Consider the following 25,045-nt stretch of genomic DNA (forward strand, 5'->3'; position numbering starts at 1 on the left):
TGAGTCTTTTTTTGTTGACTTAGAGTGCACTTTAAAGAGTAATGTAAACATACTAATTAAATTGGAGGATAATGATATGTCAGTAGAAAATAAAGTTGTTGTTATTACAGGAGCATCAAGTGGTATTGGTGAAGCAACGGCCAGAATGTTAGCTGAAGGTGGGGCTAAAGTCGTTTTAGGTGCTCGTCGTGAAGCTAAGTTAGCAAAGATTGTTGAAGAAATTAAAAAGAATGGTGGTCAGGCAACATATGCCGTTACTGATGTCACTAAGGCAAGTGACGTTAAGAATTTAGTTACTTTAGCACAAGAAACTTTTGGTGGGATAGATGTTATATTCAATAATGCTGGAATCATGCCTAACTCGCCCTTATCGGCTTTAAAAACGGATGAATGGGATGATATGATTGATATCAATATCAAAGGTGTATTGAACGGAATTGCTGCAGTGTTGCCTATATTTATTGAACAAAAACATGGACATGTTATTACAACATCATCTGTTGCAGGCATTAAATCATTCCCAGATGCAGGTGTTTATGGCGCAACAAAATTTGCTGTCCGTAATTTAATGGAAGTTCTAAGGACAGAAAGTGCTATGGAAAAAACAAATATAAGAACATCAACCTTATATCCAGCAGCAATTAACACAGAATTATTAAATACTATTACGGATGAACAAACCCTTTCAGGGATGTCGTCATTTTATGAACAAGTTGGAATTGATCCGGTCGCAATTGCACGCGTGGTTAAGTTTGCCATTGATCAACCAGAAGAAGTTAATGTTAATGAATTTACGATTTATCCAACTGCTCAAGCTTAAATTTAAATAATAAAAAAATCTCGAGAATTTATTTTCTCGAGATTTTTTCATTTAGATGATAATACCTTCACAATGATCGACTTCGTGTTGAATGATTTGTGCCATCCAACCTGAAAACTTTTGGGTTTGTGGTTGAAATGATTTGTCTAAATAATCAACTGTAATGGAATCATATCGTTGTGCTGGACGTTCGCCAGTCAACGAAAGGCAACCTTCATTGACGTTGTAACGTCCAGATTTTTTTGTAATCTTAGGATTAATAAAGGGAACATTTAGATTACCAAATTGGCAAACGATAATTCGTTTATTCACACCAATCATATTGGCAGCCATTCCAACACAAACCTCTTTATTTGCTTCTAATGTATCTAATAAATCGGTTACGATTGAGCCATCATTTTTAGTTGCAATCTCAGCTTTTTGTGCGAGAAATATTTCATCGTGCATAATTGATTTTATCATTTTTCTCCTTTGATTTAAGTAGCATAATTAATAAAGAAATGTTGATGGATATCTAGTTAATGATTTTATCATGATTTAGAATATAATGTTATCCTCAAGTAGAAAATTATTATTTTAGGATTAATTAACGTCAATTTAATAGGTAAAAGATATTAAAAAAGTGAGTCATACTCTATTCTCAATATAGGGTATGATTCACTTTTTTAATTATTATTTATGTGACTCTTCTGTAAAAATAGCTTTAACAATATCATTAGCTGTGCGTAAACTAACATCATTTACAAAAGGTCTTGGACTTGCAGCTGTTAGCCAATGAACACCATCAGTCGGAACACCCCAGAAGTATAAACCAGGTTGCGGTGTCTTATGCTCATCTAGTAATAAATTGCTGACAGGGTCAACGTTGACTGCGCCATCTATAACAGAATCACCTTTAGTTGGATTTAAAATTAAAGGATTGGCGATTTTTGTATCGAGTAACTGTTTTATTAAAGGACTTGTTGCTGTTGTCGCATGAACAGCAGGAACGCGTGCTTCAATTAGAGTTGTTGCTAAGTAGCGTTGATCTGGTTGGTTTGCACTATATGTTTCAAATTGATGATCTTTAGTATCGACGACCATTCCAGGTTCTAATAGTGTAACAACATCAGCTTCAACGAGTGCCCGTAATTGTTCAACTCTAATGGTAGGAGGCCCGATTGTTAAAAAGTTATTTAATGAATTAAACCAGCCTAAGAAGTTAGTTAAATAGTCATCATCTGTTAAGAGACGGTTATCAATTAATTGTCTAACCGGAAGACGTAAGTCACGTAAAACCTCAAGAGCACTGGTCAATGGTCCGGTCTTAGTACCTAATTTTGCATCTACTGCATCTTTTTGTAAATGGTCTAACATAACGGCTTTGAAATCTTCATTAGGTTTTTTAGTCATTGGATTTCCTAGATGATCCCAATTAAAGCGATCTTCTTCAAGAATAATTGATCGCTCAACGGTTACTTTAGGATCTTTTAAGAAAGCTAATTGGAATTTTGTTAAATCGATTTTTGGATAATTCTGTGCGACAAGTAATGAATAATATTGATATTCAACGTCATGACTTAATAAGGTCCAAAATTCATTGAAAGAAACGGTACCATTTTCCATGAAAACTGCCATTTTAGCCGCCGTTAAAAAATGAGCTTGAGTTTCTTCGCCGGGTGATTTTTGATTATCCCCTTTGGCATGATAAGGCCATCCACGACGCGAACCTGCCACAATGTGAGGTTCGTTACCGTTTGCTTGATATTGTAGTTGCCCGTTCTCTAATCGCTTAAATAGACCACCACGGCCTACAGTCAAACGGGTCACTAAATCAAAGAAGCTAAGACCTAAGCCACGTAAAATAACAGTATCTTCGTGCGTGATATGATCTAGTTTTGTTTCATTTGGAAAGCCTGGTAAAACATAAGTTAACTTGTTTTCTGTAGCGAATGTATCAAATCTTTTTTGTCCGACAGATAATTCATTTTCAAGATTACCTAAAGACATTACGACATAGTCAACGATGCTAACTGAAGGTAAGGCGGTTGTGATTTCAAATTGATCAGCTTTTTTTGAAATTTGTGTAACCGTACTTTTATTCAAATTAATTGTGATATTGTTAGAGGCACGTTTAAGTAATTCAGCGTAGTACCATTGGATATAAACACCAAAAAGTGCTCTTGTTGCATAATCGTTTGGATGTAAATCTTTAATTTCAGTTAAAAAATCCGCTGAATAATTATTTATTTCGATAAAATCATGAGCATCAGATTGAGCCCATTCGAAAATGTTTGGTCCTGGGATAACTGGACCAATAGATTGGACGCTTGTTCCATAGAATAAACTAATTTGTTGAGCTGCGGTATTCATGATTAATTCGTGTGGTTGAGTTGGTGACCATACGCGCCCACCAACACCATATGGATCATATAAATCAATAGTAAGTGGTGAATTTGAAGGATCTGCTTGTTGCCAAGCAATGAGTCGTTCAAGTGTAATCAGACCTCGTGGTCCGGCACCAATAATGGCTAAATGCATAAAAGTAATCTCCCTTGTCTTATAAAAACTAATTTCATTATAAACTTTAAAACAGAAAAAATCGCTTGATAACGTCTTTAATAGTAAAAATTAATCGTATATTCTTGTTAACTTCTGATAATTTAGTATACTTAATTTGAAAGAATATTTTAAGTACAATCTGAAAGAAGGATTTGATGAAAAAACCAATGTCACTATTGGATAGGGTACTGTTCGCTGGATTAATATTTGCCGGCGGGGGATTTGATGCGTATACCTATATCGTACATGATGGTGTTTTCGCTGGTATGCAAACCGGAAATTTAATTATATTAGGTATTGATATGGGCCAAATGAAATGGGGGGCCATATTCGATCATCTGATTCCAATTTTTGCTTTTATGATTGGTATTATTATAACTAGAAATCTGCAACATCGATTTAAAGAAGAAGATTCAATTAATAAACGACAACGATTTGTTATCGGTATTGAGACGATCCTTTTAATTATTGTTGCATTTATTCCAAGAAATTGGCCAGCACAGTTATCTACAGGAATCATTTCAATGGTTGCAGCAGCTCAACTTCAAGAATTTAGACAAATCAACGGAGGACCTTTTACGTCATTTATGATGACGGGTAATTTGAGGACAATGGCTGAAAGTTTTTATGACGGAATTGTTAAAGGTAATATAATCGCAATGGCTAAAGGTTGGCGGATGTTGGGTGTCGTCTTAGCATTTCTTTTTGGCGCAATTTCTATGGGTGCTATGGTACCGATAATGGGAACTAAAACGATATTATTAGCTGCATTTTTCTTGTTATGTTCATTGATTGGGCTACAATTAAATCCAGAAAAAAGATTATAAAATAAAGGGGTTAAGACAATGACAGAAATTAAAAAGAATCCAAAAGTTGATTTACACTTAGAAAAAGCAACACAATGGAAAGAAGAAATGACACAGTTAAGAGAACTTGCACTCGAAACGGGACTGACTGAAGAATTTAAATGGGGCAAACCTTGTTATACACTAAATGGTAAAAATATTGTCTTAATTCAAGGATTTAAAGAGTATATGGCATTACTTTTCTTAAAAGGAACTCTGATTGATGATGGTAAGGGTATTTTAGTTCCAACGGGCGAACATACTGAGGTTGGTCGCCAAATTAGATTTCATAGCTTAAAAGATGTTACTGATTTAAAAGTAGAGATAAGTGATTACATTCAACAAGCAATTAATGCAGAAAAGGCTGGGTTAAAGGTTCCTAAGGGTAAACCAACTGAATTAGTGTTGCCAGTGGAATTCCAGAAAAAAATGAATGAAATGCCAGAATTGGAAGAATTTTTTGAAACGTTAACGCTTGGACGTCAAAAAACGTATGCACGTTATTTTGCAGATGCTAAAAAAACAGAAACGCGTGAGGCTAGAATTATTAAATATATTCCGAAAATTCTTGATGGTAAAGGACTTAACGATTAGACAGCAAAACAGCGACCAGATTTTATCTGATCGCTGTTTTTTTAATTATATTAATCTAATTTCTTTTTTAATTCTGTAACGATTTCAGCATGTTTAGCTTCAGTCAATTTAATTTTTGACATAAAGATAAGAGCAGCAACAATTATTAAGGCCATTGGAACGAAGAACATGTACATTCTGAATTGTAGTAAACCACTGTTTGTAATATCGCTTGGTTTAGCACTACCTGTCATACCAGCTTGGATTGCGGCAAAACCAACAACACCATTAGCGAAGGCACCAGCTAATTTATCCAACAAAGGACGAACTGCTAAAGTAACAGATTCATTACGTGTTCCACTCTTTAATTGACCGTATTCAACACTATCCGTAATTGTCATCAATGCTGCTAAGAAAACAAGTGGATATGGGAAGAAGAATAAGCCAACAGCAATTAAGACAACAACAAGGTTAGTACCAGCAAATAGGAAGAGAATGTAACCCAATAGCATGACAGCGATTCCGCCAAGGTAGATAGCACGACGATGAACCAATGCAACTAAAGTTGGGAACAATGAAACTGAAATAATTCCTAAGACTGCTGTTAGAACACCAACAGTAGTAAATGCAGCTGCACTACCTAAAACATAATTGAAGTAGTAAATCAAAAGTGAATTTGTAATAACATAACTAAAAGCGAAAAGGAAATATGATAATGATAACCACATTAACTGATCATTTTTACCGATAACTTTGAAAACATCACGGAAACGAACTTTTTCAGTATTTTCACGAATTGCATTTTTTTCAATCTTAGTTCCTAAAATAGTTGCTAAAGCACCTAAGAATGAAACCAAACCGATAACAATAGCAAAACCTAACCAACCTGCTTTTGTTTGTGTATTACCAGTTGTACCTGAGAACATTTTTGAAAAGAAGACAACGATTGGGACGATAACGATAATAACACCTTGAGCACCTAATGTTGAACCAAAACGAGCAATTGTTCCAAATTTAGTCCGTTTTTCTGATTCGACACTTAGAGCTGGTAACATTGACCAGAATGAAATATCTTTAAATGAATAGAAACTATCTAGAATGATATAAACAATGGCAAAAAGAATTAAGTAAAGATAAGGATTGCTTGTAGCTAAACCACCAAAATCAGTGAAAATAAGGATTAATCCAATTGAACTGACAATTGAACCGATTAGTAACCATGGTTTAAAGTTCCCCCAACGAGTACGAGTATTATCAATAACGCCACCAATTAAAGGATCAAAAAAGATCTCAACAATTCGAATAACAACCATCATAGTTGTGACGTAACCAATCATTTTAGCGTTGAAACCAGCATCCTTTGTAACGAATAATTGACTTGTAATAAAAATCATAAAATAAGTGCTAAGTGTTGCATAAAAGGCATCATGTCCAAATGCACCAAAGGCATATGAAGCATATTGTTTAAAATCTTTAGAATTTTTCATTAGTTTAATTCCTTTCGAGTGTAGTTAAAATTAGTTATATCTGTGTTCGATAATCTTATCTAAAATTGCTTGACGTTGTTTTTCTTTAGCAGAACCTAATTGGTTTTCTTCTAAAGAATTAAAATCATTAACTAACAAAACTGATTCAAGGTATAACGTCAATTGACGTTTAATATATATCTTGTTATCTTCATTTGTTTGCTTAGGATTTCCGGCAATAATTGCAGCTGCAAATCGTTCGGCATCAATCGTTAATTTATTTGTATCCATTCTAATGACCTCTTCCTATATAATAGATTTTTGGTAAAAGAAATTGTTATTCATAATAGCAAAACATAAAAATAATAAACGTGAAAACGCATTCTTTTAGTTAACAACTACATTTTACTAAACTTTTACTAAAATGTAAACGTTTTATTTTAGATGTATATTATTTAGACTAAAGTAACTTTTTAGTACCCTTACGTATTTATTGTAGAAAGAATTTATATGAGTTTAGAATCTAATAAATAAAAGTTATGCTTAATTGATATAATTAGAAAGCAAGTCATATCGGTCACGATAATTTTATACAGCGAAGTAGTGTGTCGCTAATAATCTATAACTTTAAAGTGAAATATGATTACTTTAGAAGGGGGGAATTAAAAAACATGATTAATGGTAGGTACCAATGTTGAAAATACAAATGATTTAATAATAGTTAATATAAAAATAACTATTGACAAAGAGTTTTAAAAATAATATATTATGTATGTGGTAGTAACCACTTGGGGGAAAAGTAATGTTAAACGGTAATTATGAGCGTCCACTCTATGATCAATTAGTAGATACGCTAAAAGAAGAAATTGAAAAGAATCTAAAGGTGAATGATAAATTACCGTCTGAACGTGATTTATCTATTGCTTACGATATGAGTCGTACGACTGTCCGAACAGCACTAAATGAGTTAGAACTAATGGGTTATGTATATCGCCAACATGGTAAAGGAACATTTGTGTCGAATATCGCTAAAATTAAGACTGATTTAGGGGGAACGTTTAGTTTTACAGAACAAATGGTTTCCCTTGATAAAGAACCGAGTAGTAAAATAATTAGCTTTGATGTTATTAGTGCTAATGAGTTTATTGCTCAAGGTTTAAAAGTTGAAGTTGGTACCAAGGTAATTAAATTAAAACGATTAAGACTTGCATCAGATGAACCAATGATGTTAGAGAGAACTTACTTACCGTATGCTAAATTTCCCTCTTTAACTGTGGAGACATTAAATAAGCAAGCGATGTATGTCATTTTTTTAGATGATTATAACCAGATTGTAAAAACGGCTGATGAATCTTTAACAGCAGGTGTTATGGCAGGCAATGATGCAACTTTATTAAATTTTTATGAAGGTGCACCTGTTCTTAAATTAGAGCGAACGACGTATAACACAAAAAATGAAGTAATTGAATTTACGTTGAGTATTGCGAGGGGTGATAAATTTACTTATCATATTCGACACAATAAATAAGGGAGGATAATTATATGATTGGTATGGTAGTAGCTGGACATGGGAACTTTGCAACTGGAATGGGATCAAATATTGAACTTATTGCCGGACAACAAGAAAATTTTATTCTTTGTGATTTTATACAAGGAATGACCGCGGAAGATTTAAGCGGCGACTATATGAAAGCGCTTAACAAATTAAACGGCTTAGATGGAATAGTTTTCTTTACTGATATTCCTGGAGGAACACCATTTAATGAAGCAGTTAAAATAAAATTACTGCATAATAATGTAAGCGTTTTAACAGGATCGAATATACCGATGTTATTAGATATGTTATTTAACCGGGATTTGAACATGAGCGCGTTTATGGAGAAAGCACTGGATGCTGGTAAAAAAGGTATTATGCAATTTGAAACAAAAAAAAGAGTAGAAATAGATGATAATGGCATCTAAAGGAGAGCTTAATATGTTTGAGAAGAATGAAAAAGAGTTGGAAATAATGGGCGCAAATATTACAACAGGTGAAATTAAACAACAACCTGAACTTTGGACTGAGGCATTTAATAATTTTAGTGAAAAGTCAGACGAAATAAAGACATTTTTAAAATCAGTTAAATCTACCTCGAACGGGTTGATTCGGGTCATTTTTACAGGAGCAGGAACATCCGCTTATGTTGGTGATACTGTAACACCATACTTAAGTAACCACGGGGATCGTGCAAATTATCAGTTTGAAAGTATTCCAACAACCGATATCGTATCTGCACCATATGATTATTTAGTACCAGATGCTACGACTATTTTAGTTTCGTTTGCTAGGAGTGGTAATAGTCCTGAAAGTGTTGCCGCTGTTGAAATTTCAAGAAAAATAATTAAAAATTTATATCAAATTACAATTACTTGTGCTCCGGAAGGGAAACTTGCTGTTGGTACAAAAGATGACGAACGTAATTTGTTATTGATGATGCCTGCGCTGTCTAATGATAAGGGATTTGCAATGACTGGATCATACAGTTGTATGTCACTCTCAGCGTTATTAATTTTTGATACAACACGTAAGGATATTAAAGAAAAATATGTTGAGACTATTATTGCAATGGGTCATGAAGTGATTAAACGTGAAGCTGAAATAAAAGCTGTTATTGATATGGAATTTGATCGGGTTGTCTATCTTGGGTCCGGAAGTTTATCGGGATTAACAAGAGAGGCACAGTTGAAAATTCTTGAACTAACGGCAGGTAAGCTAACAACAATGTTTGATTCTTCAATGGGGTTCCGACATGGACCTAAATCGTTCGTCAACGAGAAAACATTAGTTTTTGTATTTGTTAACAATCAAGAATATACACGTCAATACGATATTGATATTTTAGAAGAAGTGAGTGGAGATAAAATTGCCGCTAAAGTAATTGGGATTGATATTGAGGGACAGAATAACTTTAGTGGTGATCGTTTCACATTTGAATCAGGAGATGCCCTTTTACCAGAAGGATATCTGGCTCTTGCTGATGTTATGTATGCGCAAACTATTTCATTATTAAGTTCAGTAAAAGTGGGAAACACACCAGATACACCTTCACCAAGCGGTACCGTAAATCGTGTAGTTAAAGGTGTAACTTTACATGCCTATAAATAAAAATTTCAAGGAGGAATTTATTATGACAACACCAAACATTTTACTTGCAAGAATTGATAACAGACTTGTTCATGGACAGGTTGGTATGACATGGGTTAATACGATTGACGCTAATCTAGTTGTAGTTGCGAATGATGAGGTTTCTAAAGATGATGTACAGCAAAGTTTAATGGAGATGGTTATTCCTGAAACTGTTGGAATCCGCTTTTTCGATATTAAAAAAACGATTCGTATTATTGGTAAAGCCTCGGATAAACAAAAAATATTATTAGTTGTTCGTACGCCAGAAGACATGGCTAAAATTATTGAAGGAGGTGTCCCAATTAAGAAAGTAAATATTGGTAATTTACATTTTTCAGAAGGGAAGAAACAATTATCGGCAACTATCTCAGTCGATGATACCGATGTTCAAGCATTCAATAAAATGCATGATTTGGGTGTTGAACTAGAGGTTCAAGGTATTCCGAATGAAAAGGCATCAGATATGATGCGCTTACTGAAAGAATATTAAAAACGTAAATATAATAATAAAAAGGAGGAAATTTATATGTTAGTACAAGCGTTATTAATTGGACTATGGGCTGGTATTGCCGGTATCGATATGTATAGTGGTTTAACACATATTCATAGACCAATCGTTACTGGTGCAGTAGTTGGTCTAATATTAGGAGATTTTCAAACCGGCTTAATTGTTGGTGGTACATTAGAATTAGTTTGGGCTGGAATGGTTCCACTTGCTGGAGCACAGCCACCTAATGTTGTTATTGGTGGAATTATGGGAACCGCATTTGCAATTATTGCTCATCAAACACCAACATTAGCAGTTGGTATTGCCGTACCATTTGCAGTTGCCGTACAAGGTTTAGTTACATTACTATTTACAGCTTACTCACCAGTTATGCATAAAATGGATGAATACGCGATGGAAGGTAATGATAAGAAAATTGATCGATTGAACTACATGGGTCCGCTAATCTTGTTTGTTTTCTACTTCATTATGGCGTTCTTACCAATCTTCCTCGGTGCAAGTAAAGCGCAAGGAATGGTTGAAGCCGTTCCTGCATGGATCTTAACAGGATTAAGTACGGCCGGTGGTATTATGCCAGCTGTTGGATTTGCCATGTTGTTAAAAATTATGTGGAAGACAGCGTACGCACCATTCTTCGCAATTGGATTTGTTGTTGCAGCATATGGTAACTTACCAATCTTAGGAGTCGCAATCATTGGTATTTCAATCGCTGCTTATGATTTCTTTATTGGTGGAGCAAAATCTGATAATGGTGGAAAAAAAGTAGCAACCGTAACAGTTAATGAAGAGGAGGACTATAGTGATGGCATCTAAAAAGAAATTTGATCGCAATGATGTTGTGATCCCAGATACTTATAACGATCCTACTGTTGAAAAGGTAATTACAAAAAAAGATTTAAACAAAATGGTTTGGCGTTCACTACTTTTACAGGCTTCATTTAATTATGAACGTATGCAAGGTGGTGGGTGGACTTATAGTTTAATTCCTGGATTGAAAAAAATTCATAAAGATAAAGAAGATTTCTCATATGCAATGCTTGATCATTTACAATTTTTTAATACACATCCATTTTTAGTAACATTTGTTCAAGGTGTTATTTTAGCAATGGAAGAAAATAAAGAAAATAGATCAACTATTCGTGGTATCAAAGTAGCAATGATGGGACCTTTAGGTGGTATTGGGGATGCGATGTTCTGGTTAACGTTGCTACCTATTACAGCCGGAGTTGGGGTTTCATTATCAATGAATGGAAATCCACTTGGACCGATCTTATTCCTTGTTGTCTTTAATGCAGTGCATTTTGGGTTACTATTCTGGTTAATGAATTATGGGTATAGAACTGGTACTCGTGCTATTTCGAGTATGAAGGAAAATACAAAAAAAATATCACGTGCTGCGTCGATAGTTGGATTAACTGTTGTTGGAGCCTTGGTTGCAACATACGTTAACTTTAAATTTGGTGTTGTGATTCATGCTGGGAAAATTGATATTGATTTACAAAAAGGTGTTATTGATAAAGTGATGCCGGCATTATTACCGCTTCTTTATACATTCTTCTGTTACTGGATGTTGAAAAAAGGTAAATCTCCATTGATGTTGATTGGGCTCACAGTAGTTGTTGGCTTAGTAGGTGCATTCTTCAAGTTATTCTAGAAGAGGCCTGCGGAACTAGACTATGGATAATGGGCTAGTTTCTTTTTAACAAAAATAATATAGGAGGCATTACTGGTGGAAATATATTATATTCATGCAGATAAGTTTTTCTTGAAAAACACGGTTGAAAATGAAGGGTACTTGGCAATTATTGATGGTAAATTTGGTGATTATCAACAAGAAAAACCTGATGGTGATATCAAAGAATATACGGGTAAATGGATTGCACCAGGGCTTGTAGATACACATGTCCATGGTTTAAAGGGATATGATGTGATGGATAACGATTTTGAGGGCGCAAAAATGATGTCTGAAGGTTTATTAGAATGTGGCGTTACTTCATTTCTGCCGACAACATTGACGGCAGCTCCAGAAACGTTGAACGAAGTTATTTCTGACTTTGGTAAGCGTCATGGTGAAGTACGTGGTGCAAAAATACAGGGTATCTTTTTTGAGGGTCCATTTTTTACTGAAAAACACAAAGGTGCGCAAAATCCTAAATACTTTTTAGATCCAAGTATAGATATTTTTGAGCATTGGCAAAAATTAGCGCATGGACTTATTCGAAAAATTGCGATTGCACCTGAGCGAAAGGGTGTTAAAGAATTTACTGAGGCCTTAACTAAACAAGGGGTCAAAGTAGCATTGGGGCATAGTGATGCTACGTTTGATCAAGCTAAATCTGCAGTAGAATCTGGTGCATCTATTTTCGTTCATACGTATAACGGAATGAGCCCACTTAATCATAGAGAGCCAGGGATGGTTGGCGCAGCAATGTCATTAAGTAGTGTCTATGATGAACTAATTTGTGATGGTCAACATGTTAATCCGGCATCTGCTAAAATTTTAATTAACGTTAAAGGAGCAGACCACATTGTATTAGTAACTGATTGTATGCGTGCTGGTGCAATGCCTGATGGAAATTATACATTAGGTGAGTTCCCAGTTGTTGTTAAAGATGGCGCCGCAAGGTTAGAGTCAGGAAGTTTAGCTGGTAGTGTCTTAAAATTAATGGAAGCAGTTAAAAATGTTGTTGATTGGAATATTTCTACTCCTGAAGAAGCAATCCAAATGGCTAGTTATGTGCCCGCTAGAAGCGTTGGAATTGATGATAAGTGCGGAAGTATTGCGGCAGGTAGAGATGCTGACTTCATTGTTTTAGATCATGATTTAAATTTTGAGGAAACATATTTAAATGGTACTTTAAAATATAAAAAATGATATTAACTGATTCTTTATTAAGAGCTAGTCGGAGTAAACGGTATTTATGATTGTTAAGTTATTTTTAATTGGTATGTAAAAAATGAAATTTTAAAAACCTTTTCATATTCTTCAAAGATAGAATTATAAGTGGATGAGAGAAGTAAAAAAATAATAAAGGACGGAATAAAAATGACACCAAATAAATTGGCAGGACTTAAAGCACTTTCAAATGAAAAAGGCGTAATTGCAGCATTAGCAATTGATCAACGAGGATCTTTAAAAAAAATGTTGGCAGCAGCAGCAAATAAGCCAGCAAATGAAGAAGATATCGTTGAATTTAAAAAAGTAATTTCATCAGAATTAACACCATACGCTTCAGCAATATTACTTGATCCAGAATATGGTCTTCCAGCAGCAAAGGTCCGTAATGCAAGTACTGGATTACTAGTTGCATACGAAAAAACGGGTTATGATGTTACTACCCCAGGTCGCTTACCTGACTTATTACCAGATTGGTCAGTTCGTCGTCTTAAAGAAGAGGGCGCTGACGCTATTAAATTCTTACTTTATTATGATATAGACGAAAATGCTGAGATTAATAATATGAAACATGCATATATGGAGCGTCTTGGTTCAGAATGTGCTGCAGAAGATATGCCATTATTTTTAGAATTGGTTTCTTATGATGCAACTAATGACGATGTTAAAGGTTCAGAGTATGCTAAAGTAAAACCTCATAAAGTTATTGAAATGATGAAAGAATTTTCTAAACCTGAATATAAAGTAGATGTACTTAAAGTAGAAGTGCCAGTCAATATGGATTATGTGGAAGGGTTTAACGACGATAATGAGGTGGTATATTCTAAGACAGAAGCATTAGATATATTTAAAGAACAAAGTGATGCAACCAAATTACCATTTATTTTCTTAAGTGGTGGTGTATCGGCACAATTATTCCAAGATACTTTAGTATTTGCTCATGAAGCAAAATCAACATTTAATGGTGTACTTTGTGGACGTGCAACATGGAGCAAAGGTATCGAACCATTTGCTAAAGATGGTGAAGAAAAAGGTAAAGAATGGATGAACACAGTTGGTAAAAAGAATATTGAAGATTTAAATGTCGTTCTTGAAAGTACTGCTACATCGTGGTTTGATAAGGTATTAAAATAGTAAAATAAAGAGGCTAAACGTCATGTTTAGCCTCTTTATTTTTAATGATTTAGTAATGAAAAAAAGTAGAAGTGAAATAAATTTATTTGCTAGCTTTCTTTGTTCGAATTGCATAAGAATCTAAAAGTATACGGCTCATTACCTGTAATGGTAAACGAGATTTAACTTCAAATTCAGGGAAATATGAAATTTCAGATTTAAATCCGATAAACACGGAATCTGAATATTTAATAAGTGGACTTAATTTGTTGGTTGTTAATACAATAATATCGGCTCCATTTTTATACGTATTTTTAGCACCTTCAAGGAGTTCTGCAGTAGTTCCGTTCAATGAAATAATAATTAAAATATTATTATATGTAATCCTGTGACTAATTTGTTTAATAATATTGGGATCCGTAAAACTGACACAATTTTTATTTAATAATTCAAATTTTGTTAGCATTTCAATTGCAATTAATTCAGAAAAACCCCTTGAGAAAATGTATATTTTTTTTGAACGTTTAATTTTTTGAACTGTTTTTTCTATGGTATTAACGTCAAGCATACGTAGTGTGTTATTAAGTTCATGTTCATTCTTCATAATGACTTGTTGGATATCGTGATCCATATTCTGAATATTCTTATATTTTTTTTCTTTTTCTTTAGTAATTATAGATTGTTTAAAATCCATATAACCGCTGTAGCCTTTTTTTTTGAGCGTTCGTACGACTGTAGCGGTTGATACATGAGCTAAATCGCTAAGGTTGGTTATTGTTAATATCGGAATATCTTCTAGGTTATCTTGAATGACTTGCCAAAGAATCTTTTCGGAGTTACTAAGAGACATTACTGGTCACCTCACCTTGATTGTTTGTTTATTTTCAATTGTAGCATACAAAATCATATATTGAAAACCTTTTCATTTCTGTCAGATGTAGTATTGGTAGGTAGAAGAAAGGGGTAAAAATTATGATATATACATGTACATTGAATCCAGCTATTGATCTTTTTATCCAAACCGATGAAATGAAAAAAAATATTGTTAATAGAACGGAAAATTATGAAATACAAGCGAATGGTAAAGGAGTTAATGTTAGTTTTATTCTAAAAAAGAAAGGCGTAGAAAGTACTGCTATTGGAGTTGGTGGAGGATTTACTAATGCGTATATTGAGTCTGAGTTGGCAAGGTGCAATATAAAAACTGATTTTGTACATATCGATGCTAATACACGAATTAATGTTTTTACAAGAGTAATTCAGCAAGATACGGAGTATAAATTAGTAAATAAAGGTCCACATGTTAGTGATGATGAAATAAATCAGTTCATGGATAAGATTCAAAATTTAGATGAAAAGGATACATTAGTTGTATCTGGTAGTTTATCTGACGGAATCTCTGAAGAAATTTTAATTAGTATCGCAAAGCAGGCGCAGGAAAAAGGATATAAGCTAGTTTTGGATACTAGTTATCAAACCGTACTGGATACATTGAAATATAATCCTTATATTTTAAAACCAAATGATGAAGAATTAATGAGTTGGTTTGGCGTAGAACATAAACTATCTCAACATGAATTGATAACTTATTCAAAAGAATTAATTAAATTGGGTGCACAAAATATTTTATTATCATTGGGTGGCGGTGGTGCAATGTTTATAAATAAAGAGGTTGTGTTATATGGAACTGTCCCTAAAGGAACCGTTGTTAACACGGCTGGGGCCGGCGACACCATGTTGGGAACTTTTTTAGCAGGGGTAGCGATAGGGGACAAAAAAATAGAAGAAGTATTTAGAGAAAGTATAGCAGCCGCGAGTTCAACGGCATTTTCAAAAGGGTTAACAGATTTTTCGAATGTAAAAGAGCTGACTAAGCAGGTAAAAATATCTAATATTAAGGAGGAATTAAGATGACAAAATATAAAATAATTGCAGCTACTGGATGTCCAACAGGAATTGCGCATACATACATGGCGCAAGAGGCCTTAGAACAAGCCGCTAAAAAAAGAGGTATATCAATTAAAGTTGAAACTCATGGTCAAAGTGGTATAGAAAATGCGTTTTCACAACAAGAAATTGATGATGCTGATGGTGTAATAATTGCGTCAGATAAAGATGTAGATATTGATCGATTCGATGGTAAAAAAATGATAAATGTGTCAGTTACGAAAGGTATGAAAGAGGCAGATGTATTAATTGATCAAATATTGACAGATGATAATTTACCTACCTATCATCGAAAAGGAGCAAAAATTTCATCGAATGAAGAAACAGTAAATTTATCTGGCTCATTTTGGCACAAAATGTATGTGTACGTGATGAATGGAGTGTCACATATGTTACCAATAGTAGTTGCTGGGGGAGTGTTAACAGCCGTATCATTTTTTTGGGGAATTAATTCAGCAGACATAAAAAGCCCTCAATATAACGATATAGCACATTTATTGAACACTATTGGCGGATTTGCAATGAATCTTATGGTTCCAATTCTATGTGCCTATATAGCTGAGGCTATTGGTAAAAGACCTGGATTGATAGTTGGATTTGTAACGGGAATGATAGCATATACAAATGGAACGGGATTTTTAGGTGGAATAATTGGTGGATTTTTAGCAGGGTATACGATTTTAATATTACAGTTCTTATTAAAAAAACTACCTAAATCATTAGATGGACTGAAAGCCATTTTTATTTTACCTGTAATTGGAGTATTTTTATCAGGCTCTATTATTTGGTATCTATCAGTTCCAATGGCAACAATTAATGAAGGAATGATGACGTTTTTAAAGGGTTTAGAAAATTCAAGTCCCATTCTATTAGGATTAGTTGTTGGAATTATGTGTGCTTCAGATATGGGTGGGCCAATTAATAAAGCAGCATATTTAACCGGAACAGCTCTTTTAGCACAGGGAAATTATTTCTTTATGGCAGGAGTTTCTGCAGCGTGTATTGCGCCACCATTGGCAACAGGGTTTGCTGTACTGTTCAACAAAAAAGCATACTCAGATAAAGAGCGCAGCGCAGGTTACGTTAACTTTTTATTAGGATCAACTCATATTACAGAAGGTGCAATTCCATTTGCGGCAAAGAATCCGCTACTAAATATTCCTGCATTTATGGTTGGTTCTTCGATTGCTGCGATTTTAACCTATGTAACTAGAATTAGTGTACCGGCTCCACATGGTGGATTTATTGTATTACCGTTAGTGAATAAACCATTACTGTGGGTATTATGGATTATTATTGGATCACTTGTATCTGCTGTCTTACTAGCCGCTATTGCTGGTCGCCAAGCTAAAAAAAATAATAGTTTAGTGATGAATGTAGGTAGTAATACCAACTTTGAACAAGAGCAAGATAATGATATAAAAATGAATGAAAATGAATTCGATAATATATTGAAAAGAAAAAACATTGAATTGAACGTAGCCGTTTCTGATAAAGAAGAACTCTTACATTTTTTAGCAAATTTTGCTAAAAAATTAGGATATACGAATAATGAAAGTTATATTTTAAATAAGTATAAGATTCGTGAGTCTGAGGGAACGACAGGGATGGAAAAAGGCATTGCGATACCTCATGCACAGGATGAATCGATTAATAAATCAGCAATGCTAATTGTTAAATTACGTGAGCCTATTGAATGGGAAACATTTGATAATCAGCCAGTAGATACAGTTATCTCATTTCTAATTCCAGAAAAAGATGATGGAAAGCATTTACAGTATTTATCAAATACATCGAAATTACTTGTCCATGACTCATTTGTGGAAGAATTAAAAAAATCGAATACAGTTGATGATATATACAACCTATTTAAAGAAAATATTAATAAGTAGATAAAATTGAGCTACAAAGCTACGTATATACTAAAAAAGTACAAGTGTTTAATGATAAGCGAAAATTCATTCTAAGTAAACAAGTTCAAATTTTGTTGACTATTAGAATGGATTTTTTTAGTTCGCCTTTTATTTAGCTAGTCCATAGCTAGTATCAATATAAGAATAAACAGTGTCTAAATTATTTTGGCCATTTAATAAAATTGAAACCCAGTGTTTTTTATTCATATGGTACCCTGGAAAAATTTGATTTTTGTCTATTTTATTGATGAGCAGGTCAGGATCCATTCGAATATTAAGTATTTCAACTAATTTCTCGGAATCCAAGCCTATTTTAGTTGCTGGAATTTTCATTAAAGCGGCATACCATTTTTTAGAATCTGATCGACGTAAAACAGCGTCATTTGGAAACTGTTTCCAGAGGAATTCTAGATTGGTCTGATAATGTTCTTGTACATAATTAATGATAGATTGTGAATCAGCAGTTTGGAATACTGGAGTAGTTTCAAAACAACTAGCAACAATTAAATCCAGTTGTTCAATCACTGATTTTCTGATTGAACTGACAAATGATCCTGTTGCAGACTGATTTTTATAAAGTGTATATTCTTCTTTAGTTAGAGCATCAATAATAGTAGTATTAATTTTTTCAGAGGGGGAAATTGAGACGGTTAGTATAAATTGATTATTAAGAATTGAAACTTGATAATTATAGATTTCTTCTGCTGTTTTTGTAAAACCATATGGAATCAATGAATCTACCTTTAGTTTCAAATGACTAAATGAATTATAAGCAAAAAAGTCTGTTAGCATAGTGCATCTCCTTTTATAAATTATATAAACAATTAACAGTAGCATACCTTATATTTCTAATTTTAGACTTTAAAGGACTAATTATATAGTATAAAATAGAAAAATTAATATAGACTATTTTATCTAGGAATAAATTGAGTTAAACTGTACTATTATGATTCATTTAACTAGGAGATTTAATCATGCAAAAGACGTTGATTGCGGCAATTATTGTTATTAATTTTATATTTATCTGTTATTTTATGCGTGATTTAATGAGACATAAATCAGACTTCATGAAAGAACCGGCCAGTTCAGTATGGACACCAATATCGCAGATTGTTATTTTTTTCTTTTCTACTTTTGGAATTTCAGATTTTGCCATATCAACAGCAATATACCAGAAAGCTAATTGGGTTTCTATGAAAAAATTACCAGGTACGTTAAATGCGCAAGATGTTATTCCAATATTTGTCATGTCGCTGGCGTATATTACAAGTATCAATGTTGGTACTAAGACGTTACTAGTCTGTATTATTTGCCAAGTGCTGGGTGCTTATATTGGTCCGAGATTTGTTGTTAGATTACCTGAAAATAGTATTAGATCATTTGTTATCGTTGGATTACTTGTTGCAACCGCGTTAATCATCGCTGGTAAATTAGGCCTAATCACTGCTAGTGGGACCGCTACCGAACTATTTGGCTGGAAATTAGTTGTAACAGGATTTTTATTATTTATTTATGGCGCATTAAATAATATTGGAATAGGCTCATTTTCATTAACAATGGCAACTGTCTATGCGATGGGAATGGATCCGATTGCTGCATTTCCAATTATGATGGGGGGATGTGCATTTTCTTTACCAATAGGAAGTATGCAATTTATAAAACTCAATCAATATTCTAGAAAAATAACCTTATTTTCTGTTTTTGGTATTATAGGTGTTTTAGTTGCGGTACTTTTAGTTAAGAATATTAATACAAGTGTGATTCAATGGATTGTTATTGTAGTATTATTGTATTCTGCATACAGCCTATATATAGGTAATAAAGAAGCTAAACTAATCAGAGATAAAAATAAATAAGCAAGCATATTTTAATTGAAAATGGCTAATCTGATATATACTTATAAAAAGTAAGCATATTAGTGGAGGTAGCAAAAATGAAAAGTATAGAAAAAGAAACAACGGTAAGTGAATTAATGGATAAAATTAAAGATGGAAAGTATATCCTATTTTTTTCTGCAACATGGTGCCCAGATTGTGCTTTTATTAAACCTGAAATGCCTAATATTGAATCAGAATATACTGAATACACATTCTTAGCTGTCGATCGAGATGAAAATATGGACTTAGCTGTTGAGTTAAGTGTCTTCGGTATTCCAAGTTTTATTGCATATGAAAATGGTAAAGAAACAGGACGTTTAGTTAATAAAAATCGTAAAACGAAACAAGAAGTAGAAACATTTATTAATAGTATTCCTGCGTAATTAAAAAGATTAGTTAGTATGAATAATCTGCTTTGAATTAAAAATACCCATCGAGTAAACAAGGTTTTACAGTAACTTGTTTACTCGATGGGTATTTTTAATTATTTATTTTTATCAAACACTAAGTGCGTTTATCAGAGCATCTGCTGAATGTTCAATACTTTCTTTTGTTAACGATTGATCAAAAAGAAGATAACCAAGTACAATACCACCTATAGTTGACCAAATAACCTTAAGAATTTCGAGATTATCCCAACTGACAATTAGTTTTTTTTCTTTTAGTGTATCAATAGTTGAATTGAGTGCCGTCCAGTATGGGGCGGGAATATTTTCTAATAACTGTTTAACAACCGATTTATCATAAAGTAGTTCAGAAATGAAAATTTTAAGAACTTTAGCATTTTCTTGCAAAAAAATAATTCTATTTTTTAACAAAGGACGAATTAATGAATCCAAAGTTAAATTTGAATGATCAATGGACTCGTCTAATAAGTCGTGCATTGCAGAAGGTAAGATGGATTTAATGACAGGGGCAATAATGGCGTTAAGTAAGCCTTGTTTATTGTTATATTTACTAAAAATATTACCTTCAGCCACGCCAGCTTTTTTTGCAATTTCTTTTGTACTTGTATTTGCATAGCCTTTTTCTGAGAATAATTCAATTGCGGCGATTAAAATTTGTTTTTGTTTATCTGTTATATCTCTAAATAAATCCGAGTTGGCATATAATTTTAATTCAGAATTTTTAATAATATTCACCATCCTATTTATAGCCCTATTATGACACAATTGATAGCGATGACAAAAGACAAACTTATTATTTTGATAGTTTATATTTAAAAGTTAGGGTTGACTAAACTTGTGGATAGGTTATAATCGTATTTGTAATTGATTGAGTGCTCACTCAAAAAGAAAAGAGGAATATGATTATGTTTAAAAATAAATTTTTAGGTTTCGCCATTTTAGTTTCGGTATTACTTACATTTATTATGGTGGTGATGCAAATCCCATCTGTAAAATCAGAGCTCAAAGATGTACCTGTTGCCATTGTTAATGAAGATAGTGGTAAGCAAGGTAACAAAATCGTTGAAAATCTAACTAGAAGCAAAAATAAGGCGTTAGATTGGCATATCGTTAAGAGTGATAAGGCACTTAAGAGTGCAATGGATAAACAACATTATTATGCGGCTATTGTAATTCCAAAAGATTTCTCGGCATCAATTGGAAAATTAGCTGATCCAACAACAAAAGATGTTACAAATGTAACTGTTGTAACAAATGAAGCAAAAAATGCTACATTGTCAACGACTTTAGGTTCGACACTATCAACAATAGTTACAAAAATTGGTGGTGGTATTTCAGCCGGAATTTTAACAAATATGGCAAAAGCCAATATGAGTGTCCCCGCTGTGACTGCATTGAAGTTAAATAACCCAATCACTGTAAAAACAACCGTTAGACATTCAACCGCTGGATTAACATCAGCGAATAGTTCGTTCTTCCAACCCGTCTGGATTGCAAGCATGGTTATTAGTTTATTATTATTCTACGCTGGAGATTCAAGAGAATTTAAATCAATGAAACACAAGTTTTCATTTAAATCATCATTCATTATCTCAGCTGTAGCACTTGCAATTTTAACTGGATTTGCAACAGCTACGTATGCGACATGGATTTTAGGATTTGATTTTACACATTTTATAACAATTGCATCGTTCTTATCATTTACAAGTTTTGCTTTTATAATGTTATTCTCAGGGGTATTGACATGGATTGGTTTCCCAGGGGTAATTATATTTGTCCTCTTACTATTTTTCTCAATTCCTTTATTGGCAATGGCACAACCATTAGTACCTCAATTCTACCAAGATTGGGTTCTTCCATGGTTACCAATGCGTTTCTTGTATGATGGTGCTCGCAGCATTCTTTATTATGGAGCATCTTTCTGGAACAGTTCTACAATGGGCCTAACTTATGTCTTAGCAATCGGTAGTGTCTTGTTTTTTGCCGAAGGATTATCACCCAAACATCGTAAAGTTGAAAAAGAAATTAACGATAAAATTAAAGAGATGGAAGTTAAATAGAATTCTTTAAATGAATCTTGAAATAAATTAAAAACCTCAGGGTAATCACCTTTTTAAGTGATTGCCCTGAGGTTTTTAATTTATTAATTATGGTTTTATTTTTGTCCACTTTGAATAAAAAAGTTAGCATGTTTATAGTTATAAATAGTTTGAGAAAGATCAAAAGGTTCACCGCTTACTGTATAAAAAAGTTCATCAATATAGAGTCCAGGCGAATTTTCTGGTAGTTCTAAAAGGGTTGATTCTGTCTTTTTAAGGGTGTCTGTACGTAAATATTTATCGGAGAAACCTATTTTTAATTTTAAAACTTCTTTCAAGTAATTAAAAATAGACTCACTGATTATTTCGCGATTAAGATAAGGAACAAGTTTTTTTCGATAGTAGGATCTCTCAATACAGAGAACTTGATTATCGATGTAACGAATTCTTTTTATTAAATAAACTTCCTCACCCGGAGCACAATTTAATTCCCTGGCTACATCAGCATTGGGTAGTTCAACTTTTAAATCAATCACTTTTGTAGATAATTTACTGTTTTCTAAATCTTTTGTAAAGCCCATGTTCGTCATTAGAGCGATGTAACCGTCTCTTTTTTGACGACGAACAAAAATTCCGCTACCTTGTACTTGATAAATAATACCCTTATCTTCTAAAGTTGTGAGAGCTTTAACGAGTGTCGTCTTACTGACGGCATATTTGGCAATAAGTTCATTTAGACTAGGGAGTTGCGTCCCTTGATTCAAATTTTTATTTTTAATTGCAAGCTCAATTTGATCAGCAATTTCTTGATACTTTAACATTTCATGCCTCCATTAAAATAATGTATCCTTTATTGTATAACATTGTTCCCGCCTTGTACATCTAGATGAAAAGGGTTACAAAAAAAGTGTTGACTTATTGTGCACGTACAATTAAAATATACATATACAAAGATTTGTAAGGGTTTACAATTTTTTTCTATTTATTCGTTTTTATCTGAGGAGGAGAAAAATATGGCAAGTAAGGTTAGAGATTATACAAAATTAGCTACAGATATTTTAGAAGCAATTGGTGGAGAAAAAAATTTAGCAGGAGCAACGCATTGTGCGACACGGTTACGACTAGTGCTACATGAGGTTCCTTCAGATGCTAAAGAAAAAATATCAGCAATGGCAGGCGTTATCACTGTTGTTGAAAGTGGTGGACAATTCCAAGTAGTTATTGGACCACATGTTGCGGATGTTTATGATGCATTCTCAGCAATGATTGATAGTTCAGAAGTAGAGGAAGTAGAAGCACCAAAAACAAGTATAATGAATCGAGTTATTGCAACAATGTCTGCGGTTTTTGCCCCATTCGTTTACATATTGGCCGCGGCAGGTATTATTCAAGGGAGTTTAATTCTAATTACTTTAGCTATGCCAAATTTTCCTAAAAGTGGTACATATCAAGTTTTAAGCTTTATTTCTTGGGCACCATTTACGTTCTTACCAATATTTATTGCCATAACGGCAGCTAAACATTTTAAAACAAACAGTTTAATCGCTGTTGCATGTTGTGCTGCATTAGTTAGTCCCACATGGGCAGAGATGGCTGGAACTATTGCTAGCGGTACAAGTATTAACTTTATGGGTATTCCATTATCTCAAACAGTTTATACATCATCAGTATTGCCACCATTATTTTTAGTTTGGATTCTTTCTTATCTTGAAAGATTCTTGAGTAAAAAGATACCTGACATTATTAAAGAACTTGCTGTTCCATTATTATGTCTATTAATTATGGTTCCTTTAACAATCTTAATTATTGGACCACTTTCATCTCTTGGAGCTGAAGGAATCGCAAAAGGATATAATTATTTAGTTAAAGTTGCACCACCTTTAGCAGGTGTTATTATTGGTGGTTTCTGGCAAGTACTTGTTATTTTTGGTATCCATTGGGGTGTTACGCCAATGGTTATGGCCAATTTCAAAATGAATGGAATGGACTCATTTCAGGCTTTTCAAACAATTGCAGTGGTCGCACAAGTTGGTGCTGTTTTAGGTGTATTTATTAAGTCTAAGAACAGAGAATTAAAAAATATATCTCTTTCAGCATTTATTACAGGATTATTTGGGATTACAGAACCAGCAATTTATGGTGTGACATTAAGATTTAAAAAACCATTTATCTTTGGTTGTATTTCAGGAGCGTTTGGTGCATTAATTACAAGTTTCTTTAATTCATATTATTTTGCTTATGCTGGACTACCAAGTTTATTAACCATTGTAAATGCAATTAGTCCTAAATACCCACACTCATTTATTGGTATGGTTGTTGGATGTATTGTAGCAATTGTGGGTTCAGTTCTACTTGTTCAAATTTTTGGTACGGGTGAAACAGTTAGTGAAGTCGCAACAATGGAAGCACAGTTAGATGATGCACCAGCTAAGGTCGCACCAGTTATGAGTACGCCAGTAATAAATGCACCAGGCGTTGTTAATAGCCCTGTAACAGGGAAAGTAATTGCGTTAACAGAAGTAGAGGATGAAGTATTTTCATCTGGTGCAATGGGCAAAGGTGTTGCTGTAAATCCAACGGATAATAAAATATATGCACCATTTGATGGTCAGGTTGTCATGACTACAGAGACACAACATGCGATTGGATTAAAATCTGTAGATGGTGTAGAAGTTTTAATTCATATTGGAATGGATATCGTTGAATTAAAAGGAAAATATTTTGCAACACAAGTTAAAAATCATGATTATGTAAAAATGGGTGATTTACTTGTTGAATTTGATCAAGAGAAGATAAAAGAATCAGGATTTTCAGTAGTAACACCTGTAATTGTGACTAATTCAGATGATTACGAAGATGTTATTGCGTATACGCAAAATGAAATTCACCATGGAGAACCAATAATGGAATTAATTCCAAAAGGAGAAAAATAAA

25 protein-coding genes are annotated in these 25,045 nt (G+C 33.4%); 17 read left to right on the forward strand and 8 right to left on the reverse strand.

All coding sequences use genetic code 11. The features are described 5' to 3' along the window. The first annotated feature begins 76 nt into the window (after nt 1-76). Nucleotides 77-820: an SDR family oxidoreductase gene (locus AC1RPQ_RS00645; protein ID WP_481761042.1), complete on the forward strand. Its 744-nt coding sequence runs from the start codon at nt 77-79 to the stop codon at nt 818-820. A gap of 51 nt (nt 821-871) precedes the next feature. Here the strand turns inward: AC1RPQ_RS00645 and AC1RPQ_RS00650 are convergent, their stop codons facing one another. Both AC1RPQ_RS00650 and AC1RPQ_RS00655 read right to left on the reverse strand, forming a co-directional pair. Next, the gene (locus AC1RPQ_RS00650; protein WP_481761041.1) at nt 872-1,282 is read right to left on the reverse strand and encodes a peptide deformylase; all 411 of its coding nucleotides are present in this window, start codon (nt 1,280-1,282) and stop codon (nt 872-874) included. Between the two features lie 210 nt (nt 1,283-1,492). Then, nucleotides 1,493-3,340 carry an FAD/NAD(P)-binding protein gene (locus AC1RPQ_RS00655; RefSeq protein ID WP_481761040.1) on the reverse strand — a complete coding sequence of 616 codons (1,848 nt, stop codon included), beginning with the start codon at nt 3,338-3,340 and terminating at the stop codon, nt 1,493-1,495. Nucleotides 3,341-3,516: 176 nt separating this feature from the next. Between AC1RPQ_RS00655 and AC1RPQ_RS00660 the strand changes: the two genes are divergently transcribed. Continuing rightward, a complete protein-coding gene (locus AC1RPQ_RS00660) occupies nt 3,517-4,188 on the forward strand; it encodes a YoaK family protein (protein ID WP_481761039.1) in 672 nt (223 codons plus the stop codon). An 18-nt stretch (nt 4,189-4,206) separates the two neighbouring features. Next, complete coding sequence (locus tag AC1RPQ_RS00665; protein WP_481761038.1) at nt 4,207-4,800, forward strand: YdeI/OmpD-associated family protein; 594 nt, start codon at nt 4,207-4,209, stop codon at nt 4,798-4,800. Between the two features lie 50 nt (nt 4,801-4,850). On the opposite strand, the gene AC1RPQ_RS00670 is transcribed toward AC1RPQ_RS00665, so the two are convergent. Both AC1RPQ_RS00670 and AC1RPQ_RS00675 read right to left on the reverse strand, forming a co-directional pair. Then, entirely contained in the window at nt 4,851-6,266 is a 1,416-nt protein-coding gene (locus AC1RPQ_RS00670) for a glycoside-pentoside-hexuronide (GPH):cation symporter (protein WP_481761037.1), read from the reverse strand. A gap of 30 nt (nt 6,267-6,296) precedes the next feature. Continuing rightward, on the reverse strand, nt 6,297-6,536 hold the full coding sequence (locus AC1RPQ_RS00675) for a hypothetical protein (protein ID WP_409021786.1): 240 nt from the start codon (nt 6,534-6,536) through the stop codon (nt 6,297-6,299). A gap of 511 nt (nt 6,537-7,047) precedes the next feature. Here AC1RPQ_RS00675 and AC1RPQ_RS00680 point away from each other — a divergent pair. The 8 genes from AC1RPQ_RS00680 (at nt 7,048) to lacD (ending at nt 13,949) form a co-directional block, all read left to right on the forward strand. Then, complete coding sequence (locus AC1RPQ_RS00680) at nt 7,048-7,773, forward strand: GntR family transcriptional regulator (protein ID WP_481761036.1); 726 nt, start codon at nt 7,048-7,050, stop codon at nt 7,771-7,773. 14 nt (nt 7,774-7,787) lie between these two features. Further along, a complete protein-coding gene (gene agaF, locus AC1RPQ_RS00685; RefSeq protein ID WP_481761035.1) occupies nt 7,788-8,207 on the forward strand; it encodes a PTS galactosamine/N-acetylgalactosamine transporter subunit IIA in 420 nt (139 codons plus the stop codon). A gap of 13 nt (nt 8,208-8,220) precedes the next feature. After that, nucleotides 8,221-9,390 (forward strand): AgaS family sugar isomerase, encoded by a 1,170-nt coding sequence (locus AC1RPQ_RS00690; protein WP_481761034.1) that lies wholly within the window; start codon nt 8,221-8,223, stop codon nt 9,388-9,390. A 22-nt stretch (nt 9,391-9,412) separates the two neighbouring features. Then, complete coding sequence (gene agaV, locus AC1RPQ_RS00695; RefSeq protein ID WP_481761033.1) at nt 9,413-9,901, forward strand: PTS N-acetylgalactosamine transporter subunit IIB; 489 nt, start codon at nt 9,413-9,415, stop codon at nt 9,899-9,901. Between the two features lie 36 nt (nt 9,902-9,937). Next, nucleotides 9,938-10,732 (forward strand): PTS N-acetylgalactosamine transporter subunit IIC, encoded by a 795-nt coding sequence (gene agaW / locus AC1RPQ_RS00700; RefSeq protein WP_481761032.1) that lies wholly within the window; start codon nt 9,938-9,940, stop codon nt 10,730-10,732. Beyond that, nucleotides 10,722-11,573 (forward strand): PTS system mannose/fructose/sorbose family transporter subunit IID, encoded by an 852-nt coding sequence (locus tag AC1RPQ_RS00705; RefSeq protein ID WP_481761031.1) that lies wholly within the window; start codon nt 10,722-10,724, stop codon nt 11,571-11,573. Before agaW ends, AC1RPQ_RS00705 begins: the two co-directional genes overlap by 11 nt. 75 nt (nt 11,574-11,648) lie before the next feature. Further along, nucleotides 11,649-12,794, forward strand: a complete 1,146-nt coding sequence (nagA, locus tag AC1RPQ_RS00710; RefSeq protein ID WP_481761030.1) for an N-acetylglucosamine-6-phosphate deacetylase — start codon at nt 11,649-11,651, stop codon at nt 12,792-12,794. A gap of 171 nt (nt 12,795-12,965) precedes the next feature. Beyond that, nucleotides 12,966-13,949, forward strand: coding sequence for a tagatose-bisphosphate aldolase (lacD, locus tag AC1RPQ_RS00715; RefSeq protein ID WP_481761029.1), 984 nt, complete (start codon nt 12,966-12,968; stop codon nt 13,947-13,949). Nucleotides 13,950-14,031: 82 nt separating this feature from the next. Here the strand turns inward: lacD and AC1RPQ_RS00720 are convergent, their stop codons facing one another. Beyond that, nucleotides 14,032-14,778 carry a MurR/RpiR family transcriptional regulator gene (locus tag AC1RPQ_RS00720; RefSeq protein WP_481761028.1) on the reverse strand — a complete coding sequence of 249 codons (747 nt, stop codon included), beginning with the start codon at nt 14,776-14,778 and terminating at the stop codon, nt 14,032-14,034. Nucleotides 14,779-14,900: 122 nt separating this feature from the next. Here AC1RPQ_RS00720 and pfkB point away from each other — a divergent pair, with 122 nt between their 5' ends. Next, a complete protein-coding gene (pfkB, locus tag AC1RPQ_RS00725) occupies nt 14,901-15,842 on the forward strand; it encodes a 1-phosphofructokinase (RefSeq protein ID WP_481761027.1) in 942 nt (313 codons plus the stop codon). Beyond that, nucleotides 15,839-17,767, forward strand: a complete 1,929-nt coding sequence (locus tag AC1RPQ_RS00730) for a fructose-specific PTS transporter subunit EIIC (RefSeq protein ID WP_481761026.1) — start codon at nt 15,839-15,841, stop codon at nt 17,765-17,767. Before pfkB ends, AC1RPQ_RS00730 begins: the two co-directional genes overlap by 4 nt. A gap of 129 nt (nt 17,768-17,896) precedes the next feature. On the opposite strand, the gene AC1RPQ_RS00735 is transcribed toward AC1RPQ_RS00730, so the two are convergent. After that, nucleotides 17,897-18,580, reverse strand: a complete 684-nt coding sequence (locus AC1RPQ_RS00735) for an MmcQ/YjbR family DNA-binding protein (protein ID WP_481761025.1) — start codon at nt 18,578-18,580, stop codon at nt 17,897-17,899. A 182-nt stretch (nt 18,581-18,762) separates the two neighbouring features. Here AC1RPQ_RS00735 and AC1RPQ_RS00740 point away from each other — a divergent pair, with 182 nt between their 5' ends. Next, the gene (locus AC1RPQ_RS00740; protein WP_481761024.1) at nt 18,763-19,644 is read left to right on the forward strand and encodes a sulfite exporter TauE/SafE family protein; all 882 of its coding nucleotides are present in this window, start codon (nt 18,763-18,765) and stop codon (nt 19,642-19,644) included. 77 nt (nt 19,645-19,721) lie between these two features. After that, nucleotides 19,722-20,048 carry a thioredoxin family protein gene (locus tag AC1RPQ_RS00745; RefSeq protein WP_481761023.1) on the forward strand — a complete coding sequence of 109 codons (327 nt, stop codon included), beginning with the start codon at nt 19,722-19,724 and terminating at the stop codon, nt 20,046-20,048. A gap of 114 nt (nt 20,049-20,162) precedes the next feature. Here the strand turns inward: AC1RPQ_RS00745 and AC1RPQ_RS00750 are convergent, their stop codons facing one another. Next, entirely contained in the window at nt 20,163-20,810 is a 648-nt protein-coding gene (locus tag AC1RPQ_RS00750) for a TetR/AcrR family transcriptional regulator (protein WP_481761022.1), read from the reverse strand. Between the two features lie 167 nt (nt 20,811-20,977). On the opposite strand from AC1RPQ_RS00750, the gene AC1RPQ_RS00755 reads away from it, so the two are divergent. Continuing rightward, complete coding sequence (locus tag AC1RPQ_RS00755; RefSeq protein ID WP_481761021.1) at nt 20,978-22,132, forward strand: YhgE/Pip domain-containing protein; 1,155 nt, start codon at nt 20,978-20,980, stop codon at nt 22,130-22,132. Nucleotides 22,133-22,227: 95 nt separating this feature from the next. On the opposite strand, the gene AC1RPQ_RS00760 is transcribed toward AC1RPQ_RS00755, so the two are convergent. Further along, the gene (locus AC1RPQ_RS00760; protein WP_481761020.1) at nt 22,228-22,932 is read right to left on the reverse strand and encodes a GntR family transcriptional regulator; all 705 of its coding nucleotides are present in this window, start codon (nt 22,930-22,932) and stop codon (nt 22,228-22,230) included. Between the two features lie 192 nt (nt 22,933-23,124). Here AC1RPQ_RS00760 and AC1RPQ_RS00765 point away from each other — a divergent pair, with 192 nt between their 5' ends. Next, on the forward strand, nt 23,125-25,044 hold the full coding sequence (locus tag AC1RPQ_RS00765; protein ID WP_481761019.1) for a beta-glucoside-specific PTS transporter subunit IIABC: 1,920 nt from the start codon (nt 23,125-23,127) through the stop codon (nt 25,042-25,044). Nucleotide 25,045: the final 1 nt, after the last annotated feature.

This window comes from Dellaglioa sp. CoH-57-MRSF-21 (genome assembly GCF_056781915.1).